Consider the following 18,417-nt stretch of genomic DNA (forward strand, 5'->3'; position numbering starts at 1 on the left):
CCACGGCTGGACGCGCCGGAGGAAGCGCGGCGCTCCCCGAAGGGGCTGCCGCCCGTGCTGCCGGGGGCGCGGCTGCCCGCGCCGGAATCCGATCCGGTGAAGGGACCGCGCTGCGGCGCAGCAGGCTTTTCGTCTTCTTTGTCTTTTTTGCCGAAGGGGGATGAAAAACGACCGGTCAGGCCGCCCGATTTTTTGTCGTCGTCGGGCCTGGCGGACGAGCGCCCGGAAGACGCGGGCCTTTTGCCTCTATCGCCCTTGTCGTCCTTATCGTCCCGGCGCACCATGCCCGACAGCGCGCCCAAGCGCCCGCCGCCGGGATCGGACTTCTCCGATTTGGCGTTTTTATCGTCACCGCCGCGCGCGCCAACCGGAAAACGACGCCCACCGCCCGACTCTTTCCCGGCGTCCTTGTCCTTTTCCTTGTCGCCACGTCCGCTGAACGGAAACCGCCGCCCGCCCGAGTCGTCCTGCTCCGGCTTCGCATCACGCGAAGGCTGGCGCGTCGGGGGCTTTTTCTGTTCGTCGTTGTCGTCCCGCTTACGAAATCGATCCATCGTACCGTTACACCTGTAAAACTCTGACTTGTGGGAAGTGGGCGTTGCTATGAATGACTACGCAGCACACGCTCTCATTGTCGCAAACTAAAACACCACCGTCCAGGTAACGGTGATCCCAATTATACCATATTAGAACATATGGTCTACCTTTTTTTCGAGGCGAATCGCGCCGGGCGTGCCGCCTCAAGCCTGCGGGTCGAGGGTCGAATAGCAGGCCCCTCACCGACACTTGAGGACCTAGCATATAACATAAACGGGGAGAACACCAAGCCATCCGGCGCCCTCCCCGTTGATGTTGGTGCCGCTCCGCGCGGCGCTAGTCGTCCACGCCGTTGGCTTTGATCACCGAACGGTAGTACGCCGCGCTGTCTTTGGGGATGCGCTGGCAGGTTTCGTAGTCCACATATGTAATGCCGAAGCGCTTGCTGTAGCCCATCGACCACTCGAAGTTGTCCATCAGGCTCCACACGAAATAACCACGCAGCGGTACGCCCTGCTCGATCGCGGCAGCGCAGGCGCGCAGATGCTCGCGCAGGTACTCCACGCGGCGCGGATCGTGTACCTGCCCGCCCGTCACCTCGTCGTCGAAAGCCGCGCCGTTTTCGGTGACGTAGAGCGCCTTGGGGTGATAGTCCTTATGCAGCCGCACCAGCAGATCGCTCAGCCCTTGCGGGAAGATCTCCCAGCCCATCGCGGTGCGCTCCGGCGACCAGTCCGGCCCCGCGCCCACCAGATGCCGCGTGTAATAGTTCAGGCCGATGAAGTCCACCGGCGCGCTGATCAGGTCCATGTCGCCCGGCTCGATTTGCAGCGCGGAGAATTCGGGCGTCTCCATCAATTCTTCGGGATAGGTGCCGTTCACCACCGGCTCGATGAACCAGCGATTGCCCCAGGCATCCTTCAGGCGCGCCTCGGCCAGCAGCTCGGGATCGTCGCTGGTCGTGTAGATCGGCCCGAAGTTGAACACAATTCCCACCTGCGCGTCTGGCCCGGCATTCTCGCGCAGCACCGGGACCGCCGCCCCGTGCGCCAGCAGCGCGTGATGGGCGGTCAGCACCGCCAGTTTGCGATCGGTCAGGCCCGGCGCGTGGACGCCTTCGGCGTGCCCGACATAGGTAAAGACATACGGCTCGTTGTGCGTCGTCCAGTGCTTCACGCGGTCGCCCAGTCGGCGCGACACGATGTCCGCGTAGTGCGTGAACTGCTCGACGATCGCGCGCGACGCCCACCCGCCCTGCTCGTCCTGTAGCGCCTGCGGCAGGTCCCAGTGGTAAAGTGTGGCGAACGGCGTGATATTCGCCGCCAGCAGCGCATCGACCAGCCGGTCATAAAAATCCAGCCCCGCTTCATTGACCGGGCCTTGACCCTGGGGCAAAATGCGCGGCCACGCGATCGAAAACCGGTACGCATCCAGCCCAAGATCCTGCATCAGCGCGATATCTTCGGGATAGCGGTGATAATGGTCCGCGGCGACGTCGCCGGTATCGCTGTTTTCGACCTTGCCGGGCGTATGCGAGAAGCGATCCCAGATCGATTCGCCGCGTCCGTCCTCATTCGCCGCGCCTTCAATTTGGTACGAGGCCGTCGCCGCGCCCCAAAGGAAATTTGGAGGAAATTCTAAGTGCGCCACAACGAGTGTCCTTTCATAAACGGGCAGGTGTTTTAGCTGCCGCAAGTATACCAGATCCGCCCATACGACGGGGAAAGATCCCCTCGTTCCAGAACACGCAGTTGACTTTAAAACTGATCAGTTTTATTCTGTACTATGCAGTTCTATGAAGGAGAAATCCCATGCCCCGAGGCCGCTACCAGCAGAAGCAGTGGGAGGTCCGCGAACAGGCCATTCTCGACGCGCTGGAGACGCTTTCCGCCGAGCGCGGATTCAACACCGTCACGATGGACGATCTGGCAGCGTCGGTCGGCATCTCCAAGGCGACGCTCTACCAGCACTTTCCCAGCAAAGACGAGATGGTGTCGCGCCTGCTGGCCCAGCACGAAGACCGCTTCCTGAGCTGGCTGGACGACATCAGCGGCGAGCCGGTCCTGGCCCGGTTGAGCCGCATCATGCGCTATTTGCTGGAAGGGCACGTCAAGCCGCTGCAAGGGCCGCCCGGCGTCGAGATCGAAAACATCATGGCCGTCTTCGAGCGCGATCCCGACCTGATTGCCCGCCACGACGACATCCTGAAGCGGCTGGCGGCCATCATCGAGCAGGGGCAGTCGGACGGCGCGATCACTCCACTGCTGACGCCGGACGCGATCATCGCCGCCATGTTCGCGCTCAGCAAGCTCTCGGATGGCATCGGGTCCGGCCATGCTTCCATCGATCAAATCGTTCTGCTGTTCGAGCGCGCAGTTCGCGCGCCATAAGTTTGTACACCCATGTCACCAATCAGGAGGAAATAGAGGTCTATGCGTGAATCGACGGTCGAGCATCGCCCGCAGCAGGATCATCTGAGCGAGAGGCATAACCGGCGGCGCTGGTACGCGCTGCTGATTTTGAGCCTGAGCCTCATGCTCGTCATCATCGACGGGACGATCGTCAACATTGCGATCCCCTCGATTCAATCGACCTTCGACTCCAGCATCCGGGACGTCGAATGGGTCAACTCGATTTACTCGCTGTTTTACGCCGCGACCCTGATCCTGTGGGGCAAAATCGGGGACCAGTACGGGCGGCGGCTGTTGTTCGTCGCCGGGCTGCTGCTGTTCGGGGTCGGGTCGGCGCTCGTCGGCGCATCGAGCAGCATCGGCATGCTGATCGCCATGCGCGCGATTCAGGGCCTCGGCGCGGCGGTCCTCAGCCCCAGCACGCTGTCGATTATCACCACGACCTTCAAAGACAAAGAGCGCGGCATTGCCTTCGGCATCTGGGGCGCGACGGCGGGCGTCGCGGCGGCGCTCGGCCCGCTGCTGGGCGGGTGGATCATCACCAACGCCGCCAAATGGGAATGGACGACCTCCATCACGCCGGATTCGTGGCGGTGGGCGTTTTTCATCAACATCCCGATCGTCGCCGCCGCGCTGGTGGGCAGCTTCTGGGCGATCCGCGAATCGCGCGACGAGCACGCTTCGCACCGGCTCGACGTGGCGGGATCGCTGCTCGGCGGGCTGGGCCTGGGCGGCATCGTCTTCGGGCTGATCGAGGGCGAAAATTACGGCTGGTGGTCGCCTAAAGGCCAGTTCGCCATCGGCAGTTGGGAATGGCCGCTCGACAGCCTCTCGATCGTCCCGCTGTCCCTCATCGGCGGCGCGATCCTGCTGGCGATCTTCGTGTGGTACGAGCTGCGCCTGGAACGCACCGACCGCGAGCCGCTGTTCGAGTTTAGCCTGCTGCGCTATGCCAGCTTCCGCTTCGGCATGCTGACCGGGCTGATCGTGAATCTGGGCGAGCTGGGCATCCTGTTCGCGCTGTCGATCTTCCTGCAAAGTGTGAAGGGCCTGAGCGCGTTCGATACGGGCGTGGCGCTGGTCCCGCTGGCGCTGGCCTCGCTGATCGCCGCGCCGATGGCCGGATCGTTCTCATCCAGGATCGGCCCCAAGTGGATCGTCACGGCGGGCATGACGTTTGAGGCCGCGTCGCTGTTCTGGATGAGCCGCATCATCTCGCCGGACGTCTCGGTCAACACGCTGGCCGTGCCGCTGGCGGTTTACGGCCTGGGGCTGGGACTGGCGATCGCGCAGCTTACCAGCCTGACCCTGTTCGACATCCCCGGCCCCAAATCGGGCATCGCGGCGGGCGCGAACAGCACCATCCGGCAGGTGGGCGCGGCACTGGGTATCGCCATCATCGGCACCGTGCTGAGTTCGACGCAGATCGACTCGGCGGATCAGGGGCTGCGCAGCAGCGAGCTGCTGTCGTCGCCGCCGTTCGTCGCCATGCGCGATCAGATTCTGGTCGCGCTGCACAGCGATGAAGGCATGAACCAGCAGGACATGATCGCCATGACGTCCGGCTCGGCAGGGGAAAGCGGCATGCCTGCTGGCGGGACGGAAGGCCAGCCGCCCGCCGGAGTCATGGGGCAGGCGCAGGCCACCGAAACGCCCGCCGATCAGGCGGGAGACGCCATGCCGGCTGACGCAGCACAGGGAATGCCGGAAGGCGCGAGTATGGGTCAGGGTGGTTCCCCGGTGGGCGATCCGGGGCAGGAAATCAAGACGATCTTCTTCGACGCCCTGTCCGACGCCACCGCCAACAGCGCGCTCACCGCGTCGATCTTCGTGGCGCTGGGGGCGATCAGCTCGCTGCTGCTGCCCAACCGCCGCGACGACGAAGCACCCGACGCAGCCTGACGACGCCATACCTCAATACGCCCCGGTGCGGGGTGCAGGGTGAGTCATCGCCCGCGCCGCGAGGGGGACCGGGGCGACATTTCCACCAGGATCAATGCTGGATGATCACGTCGCAGGGGGCTTGCGCAGCACCGCTGCGCAAAATCAGCCGCAGCCGCAGCACATAGTAGCCGCGCGCGTACCCGTTCAGGCTCACCGAACCGGCCAGCACGTCGTTTTCGATGGGCGCTTCCGGCACGCTCTGGTTCGCGGGTGTATCACGCACGATCGTCCACGAGCGCGGGATCGCCTGCGGATCGTAGGCGCGGCCCAGGTAGCCCAGCTCGACCACGTAGCTCCACAGGTCGGCGTGTTTGGCCGTGCCGTACACCGCGAACGTCTCGCCTACTTTGTCGAAGCTCACCAGATTGAGGATCTGCGCGCCGGGGTTGGTGCAGGCGCGGTAGAGGCCGTTCGATCCGGGCGTCGGCGGCACGGCGGTCGGTTCCTCCGCGAACCACCCTTCCACCCGGTTGATGAACGCGTGGCTCTCTCCCGGCTCGATCGCCATATACACGATCGCCGCCAGATTCAGCGCCAGCAGCATCGACAGGACCATGATCAGCCCCGAATACGGCGTGCGCCCCAGGCCCACCAGGGTCGTCCAGGTCGGCTCGTACTGCTGGAGCCGCAGCCCGCGCATCCAGCCGGGGATCGGCGGCGCAGCCTGCGACGCAGCGAAGTATTCCGCCTGCCGCGCGCTTTGCGCAGTCGCCTGCTGCCACCAGGGGCGGTTGGGATCGTACGGTGCAGCGCCGTCGTGAGCGCCGCTGCCAGGCGCAGGGCGGGGCTTATGTGGCGCGTGCGGCCAGCGCACCCGGTCATATTCGCGGCGCAGGCTGCCCTGGCGCAGCACGTCGTAGGCTTCGTTGATGAGCTGAAACTGGTTGGTCGCCCAGTCGCGCCGGTCGGGATGCCGGTCGGGGTGCACTTCGAGCGCGCGCTGGCGGAACGCGCGCCGGATCTCCTCGGTGGAGGCGCTGGGACTGACGCCAAGGATCACGTAGTAATCCCGGGCCGGGTTGTAGACGATCTTGCGGCGCATGCGCCCTCCGCGCCCGGGACTTACCGGCGACCGTAGCGCTGCTCGGCGTCAGCGAAGTCGTTGGGATCGACCTCAAGGGTCACCGCGCCGCACTCGCGGCAGATACGCGCGTTGACCGGAATCAGCCGCCGGAAGGGGCGCAGCAGTCGCCCGATGCGAGACAGCTTGAGCGATCGCGGGGCAAGCTCAAGCTGCCGGAACTTGTCGCTGTAGTCGATCAGGTATCCCGCGCCGATATCGGTCGAGCCGCAGCGCGGGCACTGGAGCTGCATATTTTTCCGCTTGGCCGCGTCTCCGCCTTCAGGCAGGGTAACGGGTGGCGCAACGGTGGACGGTTTGTTAGATGGCTGCTCAGACACGATGTTCTCTTATCACATGATTCGTGGCTCGTGCGAGCCGGGCGGACAGATTGCCCCCATTATAGCTGAACTGCTGCGCGGCGGCTTGCGCGCCGTGGCGTGCCGGAAAACCAACACATCCCCGGGTTTTATAATGAACGCCCCAAAGAAGCGAAACTTTAATTCCCCCCACCGCGTAATAAGAAGTGAACCGGCACAATACAAACGAGCGCAGTAGAAGAAGCGAAGTAAGGTCGAGGGAGCATCGCATGAATCGATCGCGGAGTGACTCTAAAAACATCCTGGTAGCGGTTGGGCTGATCGCGTTGGGATTGATGTTCTTGTTGAACATCGACGCGCTGTGGCCGGTGTTTATCCTGGTCCCCGGGCTGATCTTCATGGGCGCGGCCATACGCGGCGGGCGCGCAACCGCCGGGCTGGCGATTCCGGGATCGATCATCTCGGGGACAGCGATTCTGCTGTTCATGCAGAACGTCTCGAACTACTGGGAAAGTTGGGCCTACGCCTGGACGCTCTACGGCGTGTTTCTCGGCTTCGGCTTCGTGACGATGGCGAACGTGCTGGACGACAACCGGCTCGCCGCGCTGGGGCGCAGCTTCATGTTGTTCGGCCTGATGGCCTTTGCCGCGTTCGGCTTCTTCTTTGAAGTGATCATCGGGCTGGGCGGCTTCGCGTCCGGCTGGTGGGCCTGGATCTTGATCGCGGCGGGGATCGTGATCCTGGCGCGCAGCTTCCTGGGCGACTGCGGCATCCCGTTTCTATGCCCCGGCGGCAAGCCCAAGCGTAAGGGCAAAAACGGCGACGTCCTGTTTACCGGGCCAGCGGTCGTCGGCACGCGCGGGCGTCCCTCGCACCACCGCCGCATGGACGACTGATCCGGCCCTGTTTCCCATCCAGTAGAATCAAAACACCGCGCTCGGCTTGAGCGCGGTGTTTTTTGTGGCGGGGAGGACAGGATTCGAACCTGCGAACCGGGATTAGCCGGTTAACCGCTTAGCAGGCGGCCCCAATCGTCCACTCTGGCACCTCCCCGTAATCAGCTGAGTATAAAATTGGCGGAGGGAGAGGGATTCGAACCCCCGGAGACGTTGCCGCCTCAGTGGTTTTCAAGACCACCGCCTTAAACCACTCGGCCATCCCTCCGGGTTCCATGAAACATGGATGCCCCTCCGAGGTGCGAAGTGTAGTATAACATGCCAGATTTTCCGGGTCAACGCTGTTTTCCAAAACCCGAGATTGAACTACACTGAGCATGATTTTCCAACTCGAACCCAACACGGCCTCAAGCTCGTATTAATGGAAGGAGCGACTCGGAATGGCGGCAGTAGGCTACCTGTTCCTGGTATTGTTTCTCATCACGCTGTTTGTGACGTATCTCGCGGTGCGGCGGGCGCTTGGTCCGACGCTTTACATCGGTGGCGCAAGCATCATTCTGAGTATAATCTTTATTGTTCTCTATTCTTTGCTCGTACAGGAGAATTCGGCAGCACAAGCGTTATTTGCGGGGATCGTTGGCGGCGTGGTCTTCGACGGCATCGCGATTGCGCTGGCGTCGTTCTTCCGTACCAACCAGCCCCTTGCCGATGTTGAGCTAGCCAGCTATCCAGCACAGGAGCCAAACCCGAATGAACGCAGAAACGATTATAGCGATTCGTCGCCAGAGTAAACGCAGCCCGAAGTACTGGTTAAAAGCCATTTTCTCCTTAGGAATCTGGCTCATCTGGTGGCGCAACAACTATCTGGCGCTGACCAACCGCGCGCTCGTGCGGCGCAAAGGCGTGTTCGTCAAGTATGAGCGTGCCGTGCCGCTCAACCGCGTGCAGGACATCTCGATCAGCTACGGGTTCATCCCGCGTCTGCTCGGTCACGGGGATATCCGCATCGAGACGGCAGGAACCGAAGGCACGGAAATCATCATGAACGATGTTCCCGATCCCGACGGCTTCCGCTCGTTGATCTTCGAGGAAATTGACGTCTTCTACAGCGACGACAACGGCATCCCCGAAAAGCCGAAGTCCGGCGCATAGTCTGCGTTCCACATTCCAGCAGCCCCATTTTGCCGGAGCGTGCATGTCACGTTCCGGCGTTTTTGTTTTTCCACGCCACCGCCCCTACGGATCGAGGGTGCCTGTCTCCCCTCTCCAACTTCGTTTCCGGCGCGGGAGCGAGAGTCCACAACGAACCCCGTCACCCTACAAGATCGTAATCCGCCAGCCGACCGCCCTTTGGCCGTAGGGGGATGGCATGGTGCGCGTAGATCTGCACCTGATACAATTAGCAGAAAGGGGATCGACTGGGTTTTTCCCCTTTTTCGTACCTTCCTATCGACCAATAAGGAAGCCAGCGGCCCGCCGGACCGTGCGGCTCAAAGAAGAAGTTATGGTATGAGCTATCCAATGCCACCTCAATATCCCCAGGGGGGCCAGCCGCCGCGCAAAAAGAGCAAAAAGCGGCGCGGGTCCAGGCCACCCCAGGCACCGGGGTACGCACCGTATCCGGGCGCATACCCGCCCACCAACCCGCAGACGCCCGGCTATGGCATGCAGCCGGTCCAGGCGCAGCAGCAAAAGCCGCCCGCGCGTCGCCGCCGCCGGGGACGTCGCGGCTGCGCGGTGGGACCGGGCCTGATCCTGGGCTGCATGGGCATCATCGGCGTGATGGTGCTCTCGTTCCTGATCACCGCGTGGCTCGTGTACGATCACTACGTCGGCCAGCTTGAGGACAAGATCGACAGCCTGGACCAGATCGGCAACCAGTCGTTCGAGACGACCGTGATCTACGACCGCGAAGGCAGCAAGCTGGACGAAGTCTTCAGCGAAGGCCGCCGCACGCGCATCTCGATCGCGCAGATGCCGCAGTATCTGATCGACGCGACGATCTCCATCGAGGACGACACGTTTTACGAGAATCGGGGCATCGATATTCCCGGCATTCTGCGCGCCGCCAAAGACTACTTGCAGGAAGGCTACGTCGTCTCCGGCGGTAGCACGATTACGCAGCAGTTGATCCGCAACGTGCTGTTCGACTACGAATACCGCACCGAGATTTCGCTTCAGCGCAAGGCCGAAGAAGCGCTGCTGGCCGTGATCCTCACGCAGCGCATGAGCAAGGACGAGATCCTCGAACTCTACCTGAACGAGATCTACTACGGCAATCTCGCCTACGGCATCGAGGCTGCGTCGCAGACGTACTTCGACAAACACGCCGCCGATCTCACGCTGGGCGAGGCGGCGCTGCTGGCCGGACTGCCGCAGGCCCCCGCCGATCTCGACCCGCTCAACCCCGATCCCGACGTGCAGCGCCGCGTGATGGAGCGCCGCCGCCTCGTGCTGAACCGCATGGTGGACGAGGACTACATCACCGAATCCGAAGCCGACGCCGCCTACGCCGAGCCGCTGACCTACGCCAGCCCGGACGTGCGCCTCGAATCCGCGCCGCACTTCATCGTCTACGCTACGGCGGAAGTCGAAAATCTGCTCGTACGCGAGCTGGGCCTGCCGCAAGAAGAGATCCGGCGCATGGTGTCCGGCGGCGGTCTGCGCGTCTACACCACCATCGACATGGACTACCAGCGCATCGCGGAAGAGGCCGTGCGCCAGCAGGTCGCGTCGCTCAGCGCGTCGAACCACATGACCAACGGCGCGGCGGTCATCGTCCAGCCGGAAACGGGCGAGATCCTGGCGATGGTCGGCAGCGTCGATTACGGCGACGAGTCCATCGACGGCAACGTGAACGTGACCATCGCCGCGCGCCAGCCCGGCAGCGCTATGAAGCCGTTCAACTATGCCTCCGCGCTGGAAAAAGGTTGGACCGCCGCGCAGGTGATCTGGGATACCGAAGTCGAAATCGACAGCCCCGGCGCGGCCCCGTACAAGCCGGTCAACTACGACGGCAGCTATCACGGCCCGGTGCGCATCCGCGAAGCGCTGGCGAACTCGTACAACATCCCGGCGGTGCAAACCCTGCGCTACGTGGGCGTGGACTACCTGCTGTGGATGATGAACCGCGTCGGCGTGACCAGTCTGAGCAACGATCCGTCGCAGTACGGCCTATCGCTGACGCTGGGCGGCGGTGAAGTCACCCCGCTGGAGCTGACCACCGCCTACGCCGTGCTGGCGAACGGCGGCGTTTACGTGCCCAACACGCCGATCCTGTGCGTGACCACGTCGGACGACGAGATCCTGTACGAGTACGAGCAGGGCTGTCCCGACAGCGCGCACCTGACCAGCTCCTCGGTCAGCGTCAACGCGACCGGGCGGCAGGTCATGGACGAGCGCATCGCGTTCGTGATCAGCGACATCCTGGCCGACAACACCGCCCGCACGCCCGCGATGGGCAGCAGCAGCCCGCTCTACACGCCCAACATCCCGACCTCGGCCAAGACCGGCACCACCAACGACTTCCGCGACAACTGGACCGTGGGCTACACGCGCAACCTCGCGGTGGGCGTGTGGACCGGCAACACCGACAACACCGAGATGATCAACGTCTCCGGCTTGCAGGGTGCGGCCCCCATCTGGAACGCGATCATGACCGGCATCTACAACAATTCGAGCCTGCTCGACGCGCTCGGATCGCGCCCGGCGGATGACGCGCACCTTCAGCCGCCCGCCGGAGTCAGCCACCGCCAGATCTGCAATCTCGCCGCGCTGAAAGATCCGGCCACGACCTGCACGCCGGGCCGCGAGGAATGGTTCCTCGATTCGCCCGCCGCCGTGCCCGACAGCAACGGCAATCTCGTGCCCGGTCAGGCGACGCCCGCCCCACAGACCTCCGCCAACGGCCCGCAGCCGGTCGAAGTCGAGCCGGGCGTGATCCGCGTCGCGGTGATGCCGGTATCGTCGGACATCGCCAACGCGGTGGCCGCGCTGGATACGTCCGGGCATACCGTGCCGCCGCGCTACTGTCAGGTCCCGGTCGAAGTGGCGACGATGGTTTCCGGCGTGCAGGAGCAGTATTTCATCGCGCCGCCGCCTGTCGAGGAAGACGCGTTTTACGCGCGGCGCTGGGCGCAGGCCGCCGGGATCGCCATCCTGCCGCAGTTCGCCTGCAACGAGCAGATGCTCCAGGCTGGCCCCGCCGTCGCGGGCAATCCTAACGTCGTCGCGCAGATCATGTCGCCCGCGCCCGGCACGGTGCTGACCACCGGGCAGCAGCTCGACATCGTCGGCACGGCGCACTTCACGTCCGATCAGGCCACGCACTACATGGTCCAGATCAAGGGCGGGCCGTGGTCCGATTACGTCACCGTGCACGAGGGCCACTACAGTTCCGTGGATGGCGGCCTGCTGGAACAGATCCCGCCCGGCGGCTTGCAGCCCGGCGACTACGTGCTGCGTGTGATCGTGGTCGGCACGGACGGCAACTACGCGCAGGTATCCAACGAAGTTACGATCCACGTGGACGCGTAACGCCATATGAAACGAGTCGTAGGGGCGTATTGCGATACGCCCCTACGGCATGAAACGCACGATCTACCTGACGCATTCTGAAACCATCGCAGCATACAAACACACACGAAGGACCAACACCCCATGACCACAACCGCCGATCTCACCCCCGGCCTGACCGGAGAAGCCCGCGTCACCGTCACCGCCGGCCTCACCGCGCGGGCGCTCGGCAGCGGGCTGGTCGAGGTCTATTCGACGCCCTCGCTGATCGCGCTGCTGGAAGCCGCCGCCGTCGCCGCGCTGGATGGGCATCTGGCCGAGGGGCAGACGAGCGTCGGCACGCACCTCGATGTGTCTCACCTCGCCGCGACCCCGGTCGGGATGCGCGTGCGCGCCCAGGCGACGCTGCGCGAGATCGACGGGCGGCGGCTGGTCTTCGATGTGGCGGCCTGGGACGAGACCGAGCAAATTGCGTCCGGCACGCACGCGCGCTTCCTGGTGGACGCGGCGCGCTTCATCCAACGCGCGGAAGCGAAGGCGCGCGGCACGGCAGAGTCCTGACGCCAGTTTCCCCGCTCCATTTTCATCACTGAATTCATCCAGCCATAAATAGGCCTTTTGGCCGATCCCCTCGCGTCTAAATTATTCTATTATCAATACACAAACACCCCGATCGGGCGGCACCACACCTCGGTGCTCGCAAACTTCCTGCAGACAGGTAAAAGGGAACAGAGATCATCTGGCAGCGAAGACCGTGTCACGTACGCCCGTTTTGAATACTGGTATTAAAGGAGAAGCGAACATGCGACATCGTACCCGTTTTATCAGCCTCCTTGCCGTGTGTGCTTTACTGGCCGTCCCCCTGGTCGTTCTGGCGCAGGACGGGGAGACAGAACAGTACACTTCCCCCGATGGGTTCCTGACCCTGTCCTATCCCGCCGGATGGGTCGCGCAGCAGAGTGACTTTCTCTACGGCGTGACGATCGTCAATTCCCAGGATGCAGCCGACGCAATGGGCGCGATGGAAGACGAAGGCGCAATCCCGTCGGGCGCAGTGATCGTCGAGGTCACATTGGCCGCGCTTGAAACCTTCCAGATGTTCGGCATGCCGATGGAAGAAGGTATGGCTCCCGAGGACATGCTCAGCGTGTTCCTTGACTTCGTGACGTCGCCTGAAGGTGGACCGCCGCCAGCCGAGGGCACCGCCGAAGCGGGTATGGACATGACTGCCGAACCGCCGATGGAGTCGAGCGACATGGCCGCCACCGAAGATCCGTCCATGATGATGACGGCGGAACCGGGGATGGAAATGGGCATGCCCTCCGCCGGAGAAATCCAGACGACGGAGTTTGAGGATGGCCGCCCCGCCGCCTGGGCGCAGGTCGAATATCCCGGCAGCGAATCGGACGCCTACCTGATCTACGAGGTCGGTGATGGGGTATACGCCGTGGTCAACGTCTTCACTGCCGAAGGCGAGCTGACCGACGACCTGATCGACACCGCCGTACAGATCGCGGCGAGCGTCCAGTTCACCGGCACGCCGGATCTGCTGGTGATGCAGGCCCCTGAAGTCGAGGAAAGCGATGTGGATCCGAGCACGCTCGACGGGAACGCGCTGGTGGACGAGCGCTGCACCGTTTGCCACACGCGGGAACGCATCGACGCGCAGGACAAGGACGAGGCAGGCTGGACCGAAACCGTGGACCGTATGATCTCCTACGGCTCGGATCTGGACAGCGCCGAGCGGCAGGCAGTGATCGACTACCTGGTCGAGACGCACTAACCGCTCCGCCCGGCATCTGACGTCAAAAGGCTCGCCGTGGATATTCAACGGCGAGCCTTTTTTGGTGCCCTATGATTCGGCGCGAGCGCCGGTTTTACACATTCCCCGGCGGCGCGGAGACGGTCCGCCCCCACCAGCGCGCGCCGTTGGTGTGCAGTTCCAGCACGCGGCCATCCGCCAGCCGCGCCAGCAGGTGAATCCCGTCGTCATCCTTCCAGCGGCGGCCCACGTCGATCACCGCCAGCAGATCCCCGTGCCAGAGCACGCGCGCGGGCTGCGGCCAGCCGTCTGCCGACCATACCGCCTCCACCTCGACCGGATCGCCTGTCACAAAGCGCCTTCCAGATAGTCCAGCACCAGCTTGAACGCCGCATCCGCCGCCGCCTGCCGGTTCTCCCCGCGATCGCCCTCGAACACGTACCGCCGCACCCAGGTGCCGTCGTTCGTGCTCAGGCCGATGAAGTGCAGGCCCAGCGGCTTGGTGGGCGTTTCCCCGGTCGGACCGGCGATGCCCGTCACGCTGATCGCCAGATCGGTGCGCAGCAGTCCCCGCACGCCGTCGGCCATCTGCCGCGCGACCGGCTCGCTGACCGCGCCGTACCCGGTCAGCGTTTCCTGCCGCACGCCGAGCATGTCGCGCTTGGACTGATCGGAATAAGTCACCACGCCGCCGATCACGTACGCCGAGCTGCCGCCGAGCGCGGTCAGCCGTGCGGCAATCAGTCCGCCCGTGCTCGATTCGGCGGTGGCGATGGTCAAATGGCGCGCCAGCAGCACGTGCTGGATGTGGCGGTCGAGTTCGGGATCGGTGGTAAGAAGCTCAGGATCGGGCATGAGATTGTTTCGCCTCCGTCAAGGTCGATCCATGCGGTCGTAGAGTGCGTCAAACCGTGGGATCTCCGGCAGTACTGCGCTGTATCGAAAAGTGACACTCATCAAGGATATGGCGACGTTTCACACTACTGAGGCCACCGCAAACAGACTAAACTCGTGACGTTAGCTGGAGAGAAGCGGGAGATTTCTGTCAAATTTAACCCTTAAATTCCCCGCACCGCCGCTTAGTACGTCCGTCTTTAAAGATGATACGTGATCGCACCGATGGTCACAAGCCCTGCGGCTCGCAGGCCCTTGAACGGATATGGGAGGAAGCTCAATGTCTCAAAATGAATCGTCGCGCAAACTGGTGACGATCGATGGCAACACTGCCGCAGCGCAGGTGGCACACGCGCTCAGCGAAGTGATCGCCATCTACCCCATTACCCCCTCGTCGCCCATGGGCGAGCTGGCCGACGAGCTGTCGGCAGCCGGGGAAACGAACATCTGGGGAACTATCCCCCTGGTCGCCGAGATGCAGTCCGAAGGCGGCGCGTCGGGTGCTGTGCACGGCGCGCTGACCACCGGGGCGCTGACGACGACCTTCACGGCCTCGCAGGGCCTGCTGTTGATGATCCCGAACATGTACAAGATCGCGGGCGAGCTGACCTCGGCGGTATTCCACGTCGCGGCGCGCGCGCTGGCCGCCCAGGCCCTGTCGATCTTCGGCGATCACTCGGACATCAACGCCGCCCGCGCGACCGGTTTTGCCTTCCTGTGTTCCGGCAGCGTTCAGGAAAGCATGGACCTCGCCCTGATCGCGCACGCAGCGACGCTCGAAGCGCGCATCCCGTTCGTGCACTTCTTCGACGGCTTCCGCACCTCGCACGAAGTCCAGAAGATCGAACAGCTCACCAAAGAAGACCTGCGCGCCATGATCGATGAAGATCTGGTCATCGCGCACCGCCTGCGCGGCCTCTCGCCCGACCGTCCGGTCGTGCGCGGTACGTCGCAGAACCCGGATGTCTACTTCCAGGGCCGCGAGTCGGTCAACAAGTATTACGAAGACACCCCCGCCATCGTCCAGAAGGCGATGGATCACTTTGCGGAGATCGTGGGCCGCCAGTATCACCTGTTCGACTACGAAGGTGCGCCCGATGCCAACCGCGTTGTGATCATGATGGGGTCCGGCGCGGAGACGACGCACGAAGTCGTCGATTACCTGAACGCCCAGGGCGAAAAAGTCGGCCTGATCAAGGTCCGCCTCTACCGTCCGTTCGACGCCAGCGCGCTGATCAAGGCGCTGCCGGGCACCGTCAAGGCGATTGCCGTGCTCGACCGCACCAAGGAACCCGGCTCGCAGGGTGAGCCGCTCTACCTCGACGTGGTGGGCGCGATCAACGAAGCCGTCGCCAACGGCGACATGGCCTCGCACCCGATCATCGTCGGTGGGCGTTACGGCCTCGGCTCGAAGGAATACGACCCCGGCATGGCGAAGTCCGTCTTCGACAACCTCGCCGCCGCTAAGCCCAAGAATCACTTCACCGTCGGCATCATCGACGACGTGACCGAAACCAGCCTGCCCTGGGATGCCGACTTCTCGACCGAAGCCAACAGCGTGCACCGCGCGATGTTCTTCGGCCTTGGCTCCGACGGTACGGTCGGCGCGAACAAGAACTCGATCAAGATTATCGGCAAGGCGACCGACTACTACGCCCAGGGCTACTTCGTGTACGACTCGAAGAAGTCCGGTGCGCGCACGGTCTCGCACCTGCGCTTCAGCAAGAAGCCGATCCACAGCACCTACCTGATCAAGCAGGCGCAGTTCGTGGCCTGCCACCAGTTCAGCTTCATCGACCGCTACAGCGAAGTTCTGGACGCAGTCATCCCCGGCGGCACGTTCCTGCTCAGCTGCCCCTATGACGCCAGCGAAATCTTCCAGCACCTGCCGATCGAAGTCCAGCAGAAGATCATCGACAAGAAGCTGAAGTTCTACGTCATCAACGCGGACGAGCTGGCCAAGGAAGTGGGCCTGGGCCGCCGCGTCAACATCATCATGCAGACGGCGTTCTTCCTCATCTCCGGTGTGCTGCCCGAAGAAAAGGCCATGGAGATGATCGAAATGGCCGTCGAAGACACCTATGGCCGCAAGGGTGGCATTGTGGTCGAGATGAACATCAACGCCGCTCACCAGACCAGCAGCCGCATCCAGCAGGTGGCGGTCCCGGCCCAGGTCATCGAACCGGCCCCCGCCGAAGCGCACATGCGCCCGCCCGTGCCCGCCAACGCGCCCGACTTCGTCAAGGCGATCACGGGTGAAATCATCGCGGGACGCGGCGACCTGCTGCCCGTCTCGGCCATTCCCGCCGACGGCACGTTCCCGACCGGCACGACCAAGTACGAGAAGCGCAACATCGCCACCGACATCCCCGTGTGGGAGCCGGAAATCTGCATCCAGTGCAACCAGTGCTCGCTGGTCTGCCCGCACGGCGTGATCCGCATCAAGGTTTACCCGGCGCAGTACGCCAACGGCAGCTCGCCGGAAGGCTTCAAGTCGATGGAAGCCAAGGGCAAGCAGTGGGCCGATATGCGCTACACGCTCCAGATCTCGCCCGAAGACTGCACCGGCTGCGACGCCTGCGTGGAAATCTGCCCGGCCATCGGCAAGGACGCCCAGGGCAACAAGACGCCCGATCACAAGGCGATTAACATGGAGCCGCTGACCGAGTCGCTGCGCCTGCAGGAAGTGGCGAACTGGGAATACTTCGAGACCCTGCCCGACACCGACCCGGCCACCTTCAACCGCTTCACGGTTAAGGGCTCGCAGTTCCTGCCGCCGATGTTCGAATTCTCCGGCGCGTGCGCGGGCTGCGGTGAAACCCCGGTCATCAAGCTGATGTCGCAGCTCTACGGCGACCGCGCGATCATCGCCAACGCGACGGGCTGCTCGTCGATCTACGGCGGCAACCTGCCCACCACGCCCTACACCACCCGCAAAGACGGGCGCGGCCCGGCGTGGTCGAACTCGCTGTTCGAAGACGCGGCGGAATTCGGTATGGGCATGCGCCTCACCGTCGATAAGCTGACCGAGTTCGCGCAGGAAAAGCTCGCGCAGCTCATCGCGCAGGCGACCAGCAACGTCGAGCTGCTGGCCGCGGTCCGCGACGCCGACCAGAGCACGCAGGAGGGCATCGAAGCCCAGCGCGAGCGCGTGGCCCAGTTGAAGGATCTGCTGGCGCAGGACGGCGGCGAGCTGGCGAAGACGCTGGCGACCGTGGCTGACTACCTCGTCAAGAAGTCCGTCTGGATCTTCGGTGGCGACGGTTGGGGCTACGACATCGGTTACGGCGGCCTCGACCACGTCCTGGCCTCCGGCAAGAACGTGAACGTGCTCCTGCTGGACACCGGCGTGTACTCCAACACCGGCGGCCAGATGTCCAAGGCGACCCCGCGCGCGGCTGTGGCGAAGTTCGCCGCCGCCGGTAAGGATATGCCCAAGAAGGACCTGGGCATGATCGCCATGACCTATGGCAACATCTACGTCGCGCAGATTGCGATGGGCGCCAACATGAACCAGGCGGTCAAGGCCTTCCAGGAAGCGGAAGAGTACGACGGGCCGTCGATCATCATCGCCTACACGCACTGCATCGCGCACGGCTACGATCTGCGCTACGGCAACGATCTTCAGAAGGACGCCGTCGCCTGCGGGTTCTGGCCGCTCTACCGCTACAACCCGATGCTGGCCCAACAGGGCAAGACGCCGCTGGTGCTGGACTGCAAGGCGCCGACGGAAGACATCGAGAAGTTCATGTACCGCCAGAACCGCTTCAAGATCCTGCGCTCCGCCGACCCGGCTCGCGCCGAGAACCTGCTCAACGCGGCTCGCGACGACGTGGCAACCCGGTGGAAGATGTACGAACAGATGGCTGCGCTGGACATCTAGCCAGTCCCATCACACCCAGAACTACCCGCCGGGGCGTACAGGTTACGCCCCGGCGTTTTTATGCCCCGGACTAAGCCCGCTGAGGCGTGCTTTTCTCCCCTCTCCAACTTGATCGGAGAGCGGCCGGGAGTGAGGTTCTACCAAACATAAACGCCCCGGATCGCGCGATCCGGGGCGTTTCAGTTCGCCCGCAAA

Annotated in this window: 14 protein-coding genes, 2 tRNA genes and 1 pseudogene; 9 read left to right on the plus strand and 8 right to left on the minus strand. The window is 63.6% G+C overall.

Annotated features, from left to right (window positions below; all coding sequences use genetic code 11):
• Positions 1-554 (minus strand): annotated as a pseudogene (locus V7116_RS13860) (hypothetical protein); the annotation flags it as partial.
• Between the two features lie 319 nt (positions 555-873).
• A complete protein-coding gene (locus V7116_RS13865; protein WP_324392531.1) occupies positions 874-2,187 on the minus strand; it encodes a GH1 family beta-glucosidase in 1,314 nt (437 codons plus the stop codon).
• A 161-nt stretch (positions 2,188-2,348) separates the two neighbouring features.
• On the opposite strand from V7116_RS13865, the gene V7116_RS13870 reads away from it, so the two are divergent.
• Both V7116_RS13870 and V7116_RS13875 read left to right on the plus strand, forming a co-directional pair.
• Positions 2,349-2,927: a TetR/AcrR family transcriptional regulator gene (locus V7116_RS13870; RefSeq protein ID WP_324392532.1), complete on the plus strand. Its 579-nt coding sequence runs from the start codon at positions 2,349-2,351 to the stop codon at positions 2,925-2,927.
• A 42-nt stretch (positions 2,928-2,969) separates the two neighbouring features.
• Entirely contained in the window at positions 2,970-4,850 is a 1,881-nt protein-coding gene (locus tag V7116_RS13875; protein ID WP_324392533.1) for an MFS transporter, read from the plus strand.
• A gap of 91 nt (positions 4,851-4,941) precedes the next feature.
• Here the strand turns inward: V7116_RS13875 and V7116_RS13880 are convergent, their stop codons facing one another.
• A complete protein-coding gene (locus tag V7116_RS13880) occupies positions 4,942-5,934 on the minus strand; it encodes a J domain-containing protein (protein WP_324392534.1) in 993 nt (330 codons plus the stop codon).
• 20 nt (positions 5,935-5,954) lie between these two features.
• Complete coding sequence (locus tag V7116_RS13885) at positions 5,955-6,293, minus strand: hypothetical protein (RefSeq protein ID WP_324392535.1); 339 nt, start codon at positions 6,291-6,293, stop codon at positions 5,955-5,957.
• Between the two features lie 248 nt (positions 6,294-6,541).
• Between V7116_RS13885 and V7116_RS13890 the strand changes: the two genes are divergently transcribed.
• The gene (locus tag V7116_RS13890) at positions 6,542-7,168 is read left to right on the plus strand and encodes a hypothetical protein (protein ID WP_324392536.1); all 627 of its coding nucleotides are present in this window, start codon (positions 6,542-6,544) and stop codon (positions 7,166-7,168) included.
• Positions 7,169-7,233: 65 nt separating this feature from the next.
• On the opposite strand, the gene V7116_RS13895 is transcribed toward V7116_RS13890, so the two are convergent.
• Positions 7,234-7,325: transfer RNA gene (locus V7116_RS13895), tRNA-Ser, on the minus strand.
• Positions 7,326-7,346: 21 nt separating this feature from the next.
• Positions 7,347-7,436 (minus strand) — tRNA-Ser (locus V7116_RS13900).
• A gap of 172 nt (positions 7,437-7,608) precedes the next feature.
• On the opposite strand from V7116_RS13900, the gene V7116_RS13905 reads away from it, so the two are divergent.
• From V7116_RS13905 to V7116_RS13925, 5 genes are all read left to right on the plus strand, one after another.
• On the plus strand, positions 7,609-7,959 hold the full coding sequence (locus V7116_RS13905; protein ID WP_324392537.1) for a hypothetical protein: 351 nt from the start codon (positions 7,609-7,611) through the stop codon (positions 7,957-7,959).
• A complete protein-coding gene (locus V7116_RS13910) occupies positions 7,919-8,320 on the plus strand; it encodes a PH domain-containing protein (protein ID WP_324392538.1) in 402 nt (133 codons plus the stop codon). Before V7116_RS13905 ends, V7116_RS13910 begins: the two co-directional genes overlap by 41 nt.
• A 357-nt stretch (positions 8,321-8,677) precedes the next feature.
• Positions 8,678-11,704 carry a PBP1A family penicillin-binding protein gene (locus tag V7116_RS13915; protein WP_324392539.1) on the plus strand — a complete coding sequence of 1,009 codons (3,027 nt, stop codon included), beginning with the start codon at positions 8,678-8,680 and terminating at the stop codon, positions 11,702-11,704.
• A gap of 123 nt (positions 11,705-11,827) precedes the next feature.
• Positions 11,828-12,244, plus strand: coding sequence for a thioesterase family protein (locus V7116_RS13920; RefSeq protein WP_324392540.1), 417 nt, complete (start codon positions 11,828-11,830; stop codon positions 12,242-12,244).
• A gap of 241 nt (positions 12,245-12,485) precedes the next feature.
• A complete protein-coding gene (locus V7116_RS13925) occupies positions 12,486-13,466 on the plus strand; it encodes a hypothetical protein (protein ID WP_324392541.1) in 981 nt (326 codons plus the stop codon).
• 94 nt (positions 13,467-13,560) lie between these two features.
• Here V7116_RS13925 and V7116_RS13930 read toward each other — a convergent pair whose 3' ends face one another.
• Positions 13,561-13,797 (minus strand): hypothetical protein, encoded by a 237-nt coding sequence (locus V7116_RS13930; RefSeq protein ID WP_324392542.1) that lies wholly within the window; start codon positions 13,795-13,797, stop codon positions 13,561-13,563.
• Positions 13,794-14,300 carry a CinA family protein gene (locus V7116_RS13935; protein ID WP_324392543.1) on the minus strand — a complete coding sequence of 169 codons (507 nt, stop codon included), beginning with the start codon at positions 14,298-14,300 and terminating at the stop codon, positions 13,794-13,796. Before V7116_RS13935 ends, V7116_RS13930 begins: the two co-directional genes overlap by 4 nt.
• A 319-nt stretch (positions 14,301-14,619) precedes the next feature.
• Between V7116_RS13935 and nifJ the strand changes: the two genes are divergently transcribed.
• Entirely contained in the window at positions 14,620-18,222 is a 3,603-nt protein-coding gene (gene nifJ, locus V7116_RS13940) for a pyruvate:ferredoxin (flavodoxin) oxidoreductase (RefSeq protein WP_324392544.1), read from the plus strand.
• The last annotated feature ends 195 nt before the right edge of the window (positions 18,223-18,417 follow it).

This window comes from Aggregatilinea sp., assembly GCF_036822615.1.
GTDB lineage: Bacteria > Chloroflexota > Anaerolineae > Aggregatilineales > Aggregatilineaceae > Aggregatilinea.

Excerpts from the sequence above, each read along its gene's own strand:
- V7116_RS13870 (WP_324392532.1), top strand. The coding sequence starts at position 2,349 with ATGCCCCGAGGCCGCTACCAGCAGAAGCAGTGGGAGGTCCGCGAACAG.
- V7116_RS13875 (WP_324392533.1), top strand. The coding sequence starts at position 2,970 with ATGCGTGAATCGACGGTCGAGCATCGCCCGCAGCAGGATCATCTGAGC.
- V7116_RS13880 (WP_324392534.1), bottom strand. The coding sequence starts at position 5,934 with ATGCGCCGCAAGATCGTCTACAACCCGGCCCGGGATTACTACGTGATC.
- V7116_RS13890 (WP_324392536.1), top strand. The coding sequence starts at position 6,542 with ATGAATCGATCGCGGAGTGACTCTAAAAACATCCTGGTAGCGGTTGGG.
- V7116_RS13905 (WP_324392537.1), top strand. The coding sequence starts at position 7,609 with ATGGCGGCAGTAGGCTACCTGTTCCTGGTATTGTTTCTCATCACGCTG.
- V7116_RS13910 (WP_324392538.1), top strand. The coding sequence starts at position 7,919 with ATGAACGCAGAAACGATTATAGCGATTCGTCGCCAGAGTAAACGCAGC.
- V7116_RS13915 (WP_324392539.1), top strand. The coding sequence starts at position 8,678 with ATGAGCTATCCAATGCCACCTCAATATCCCCAGGGGGGCCAGCCGCCG.
- V7116_RS13920 (WP_324392540.1), top strand. The coding sequence starts at position 11,828 with ATGACCACAACCGCCGATCTCACCCCCGGCCTGACCGGAGAAGCCCGC.
- V7116_RS13925 (WP_324392541.1), top strand. The coding sequence starts at position 12,486 with ATGCGACATCGTACCCGTTTTATCAGCCTCCTTGCCGTGTGTGCTTTA.
- V7116_RS13935 (WP_324392543.1), bottom strand. The coding sequence starts at position 14,300 with ATGCCCGATCCTGAGCTTCTTACCACCGATCCCGAACTCGACCGCCAC.
- nifJ (WP_324392544.1), top strand. The coding sequence starts at position 14,620 with ATGTCTCAAAATGAATCGTCGCGCAAACTGGTGACGATCGATGGCAAC.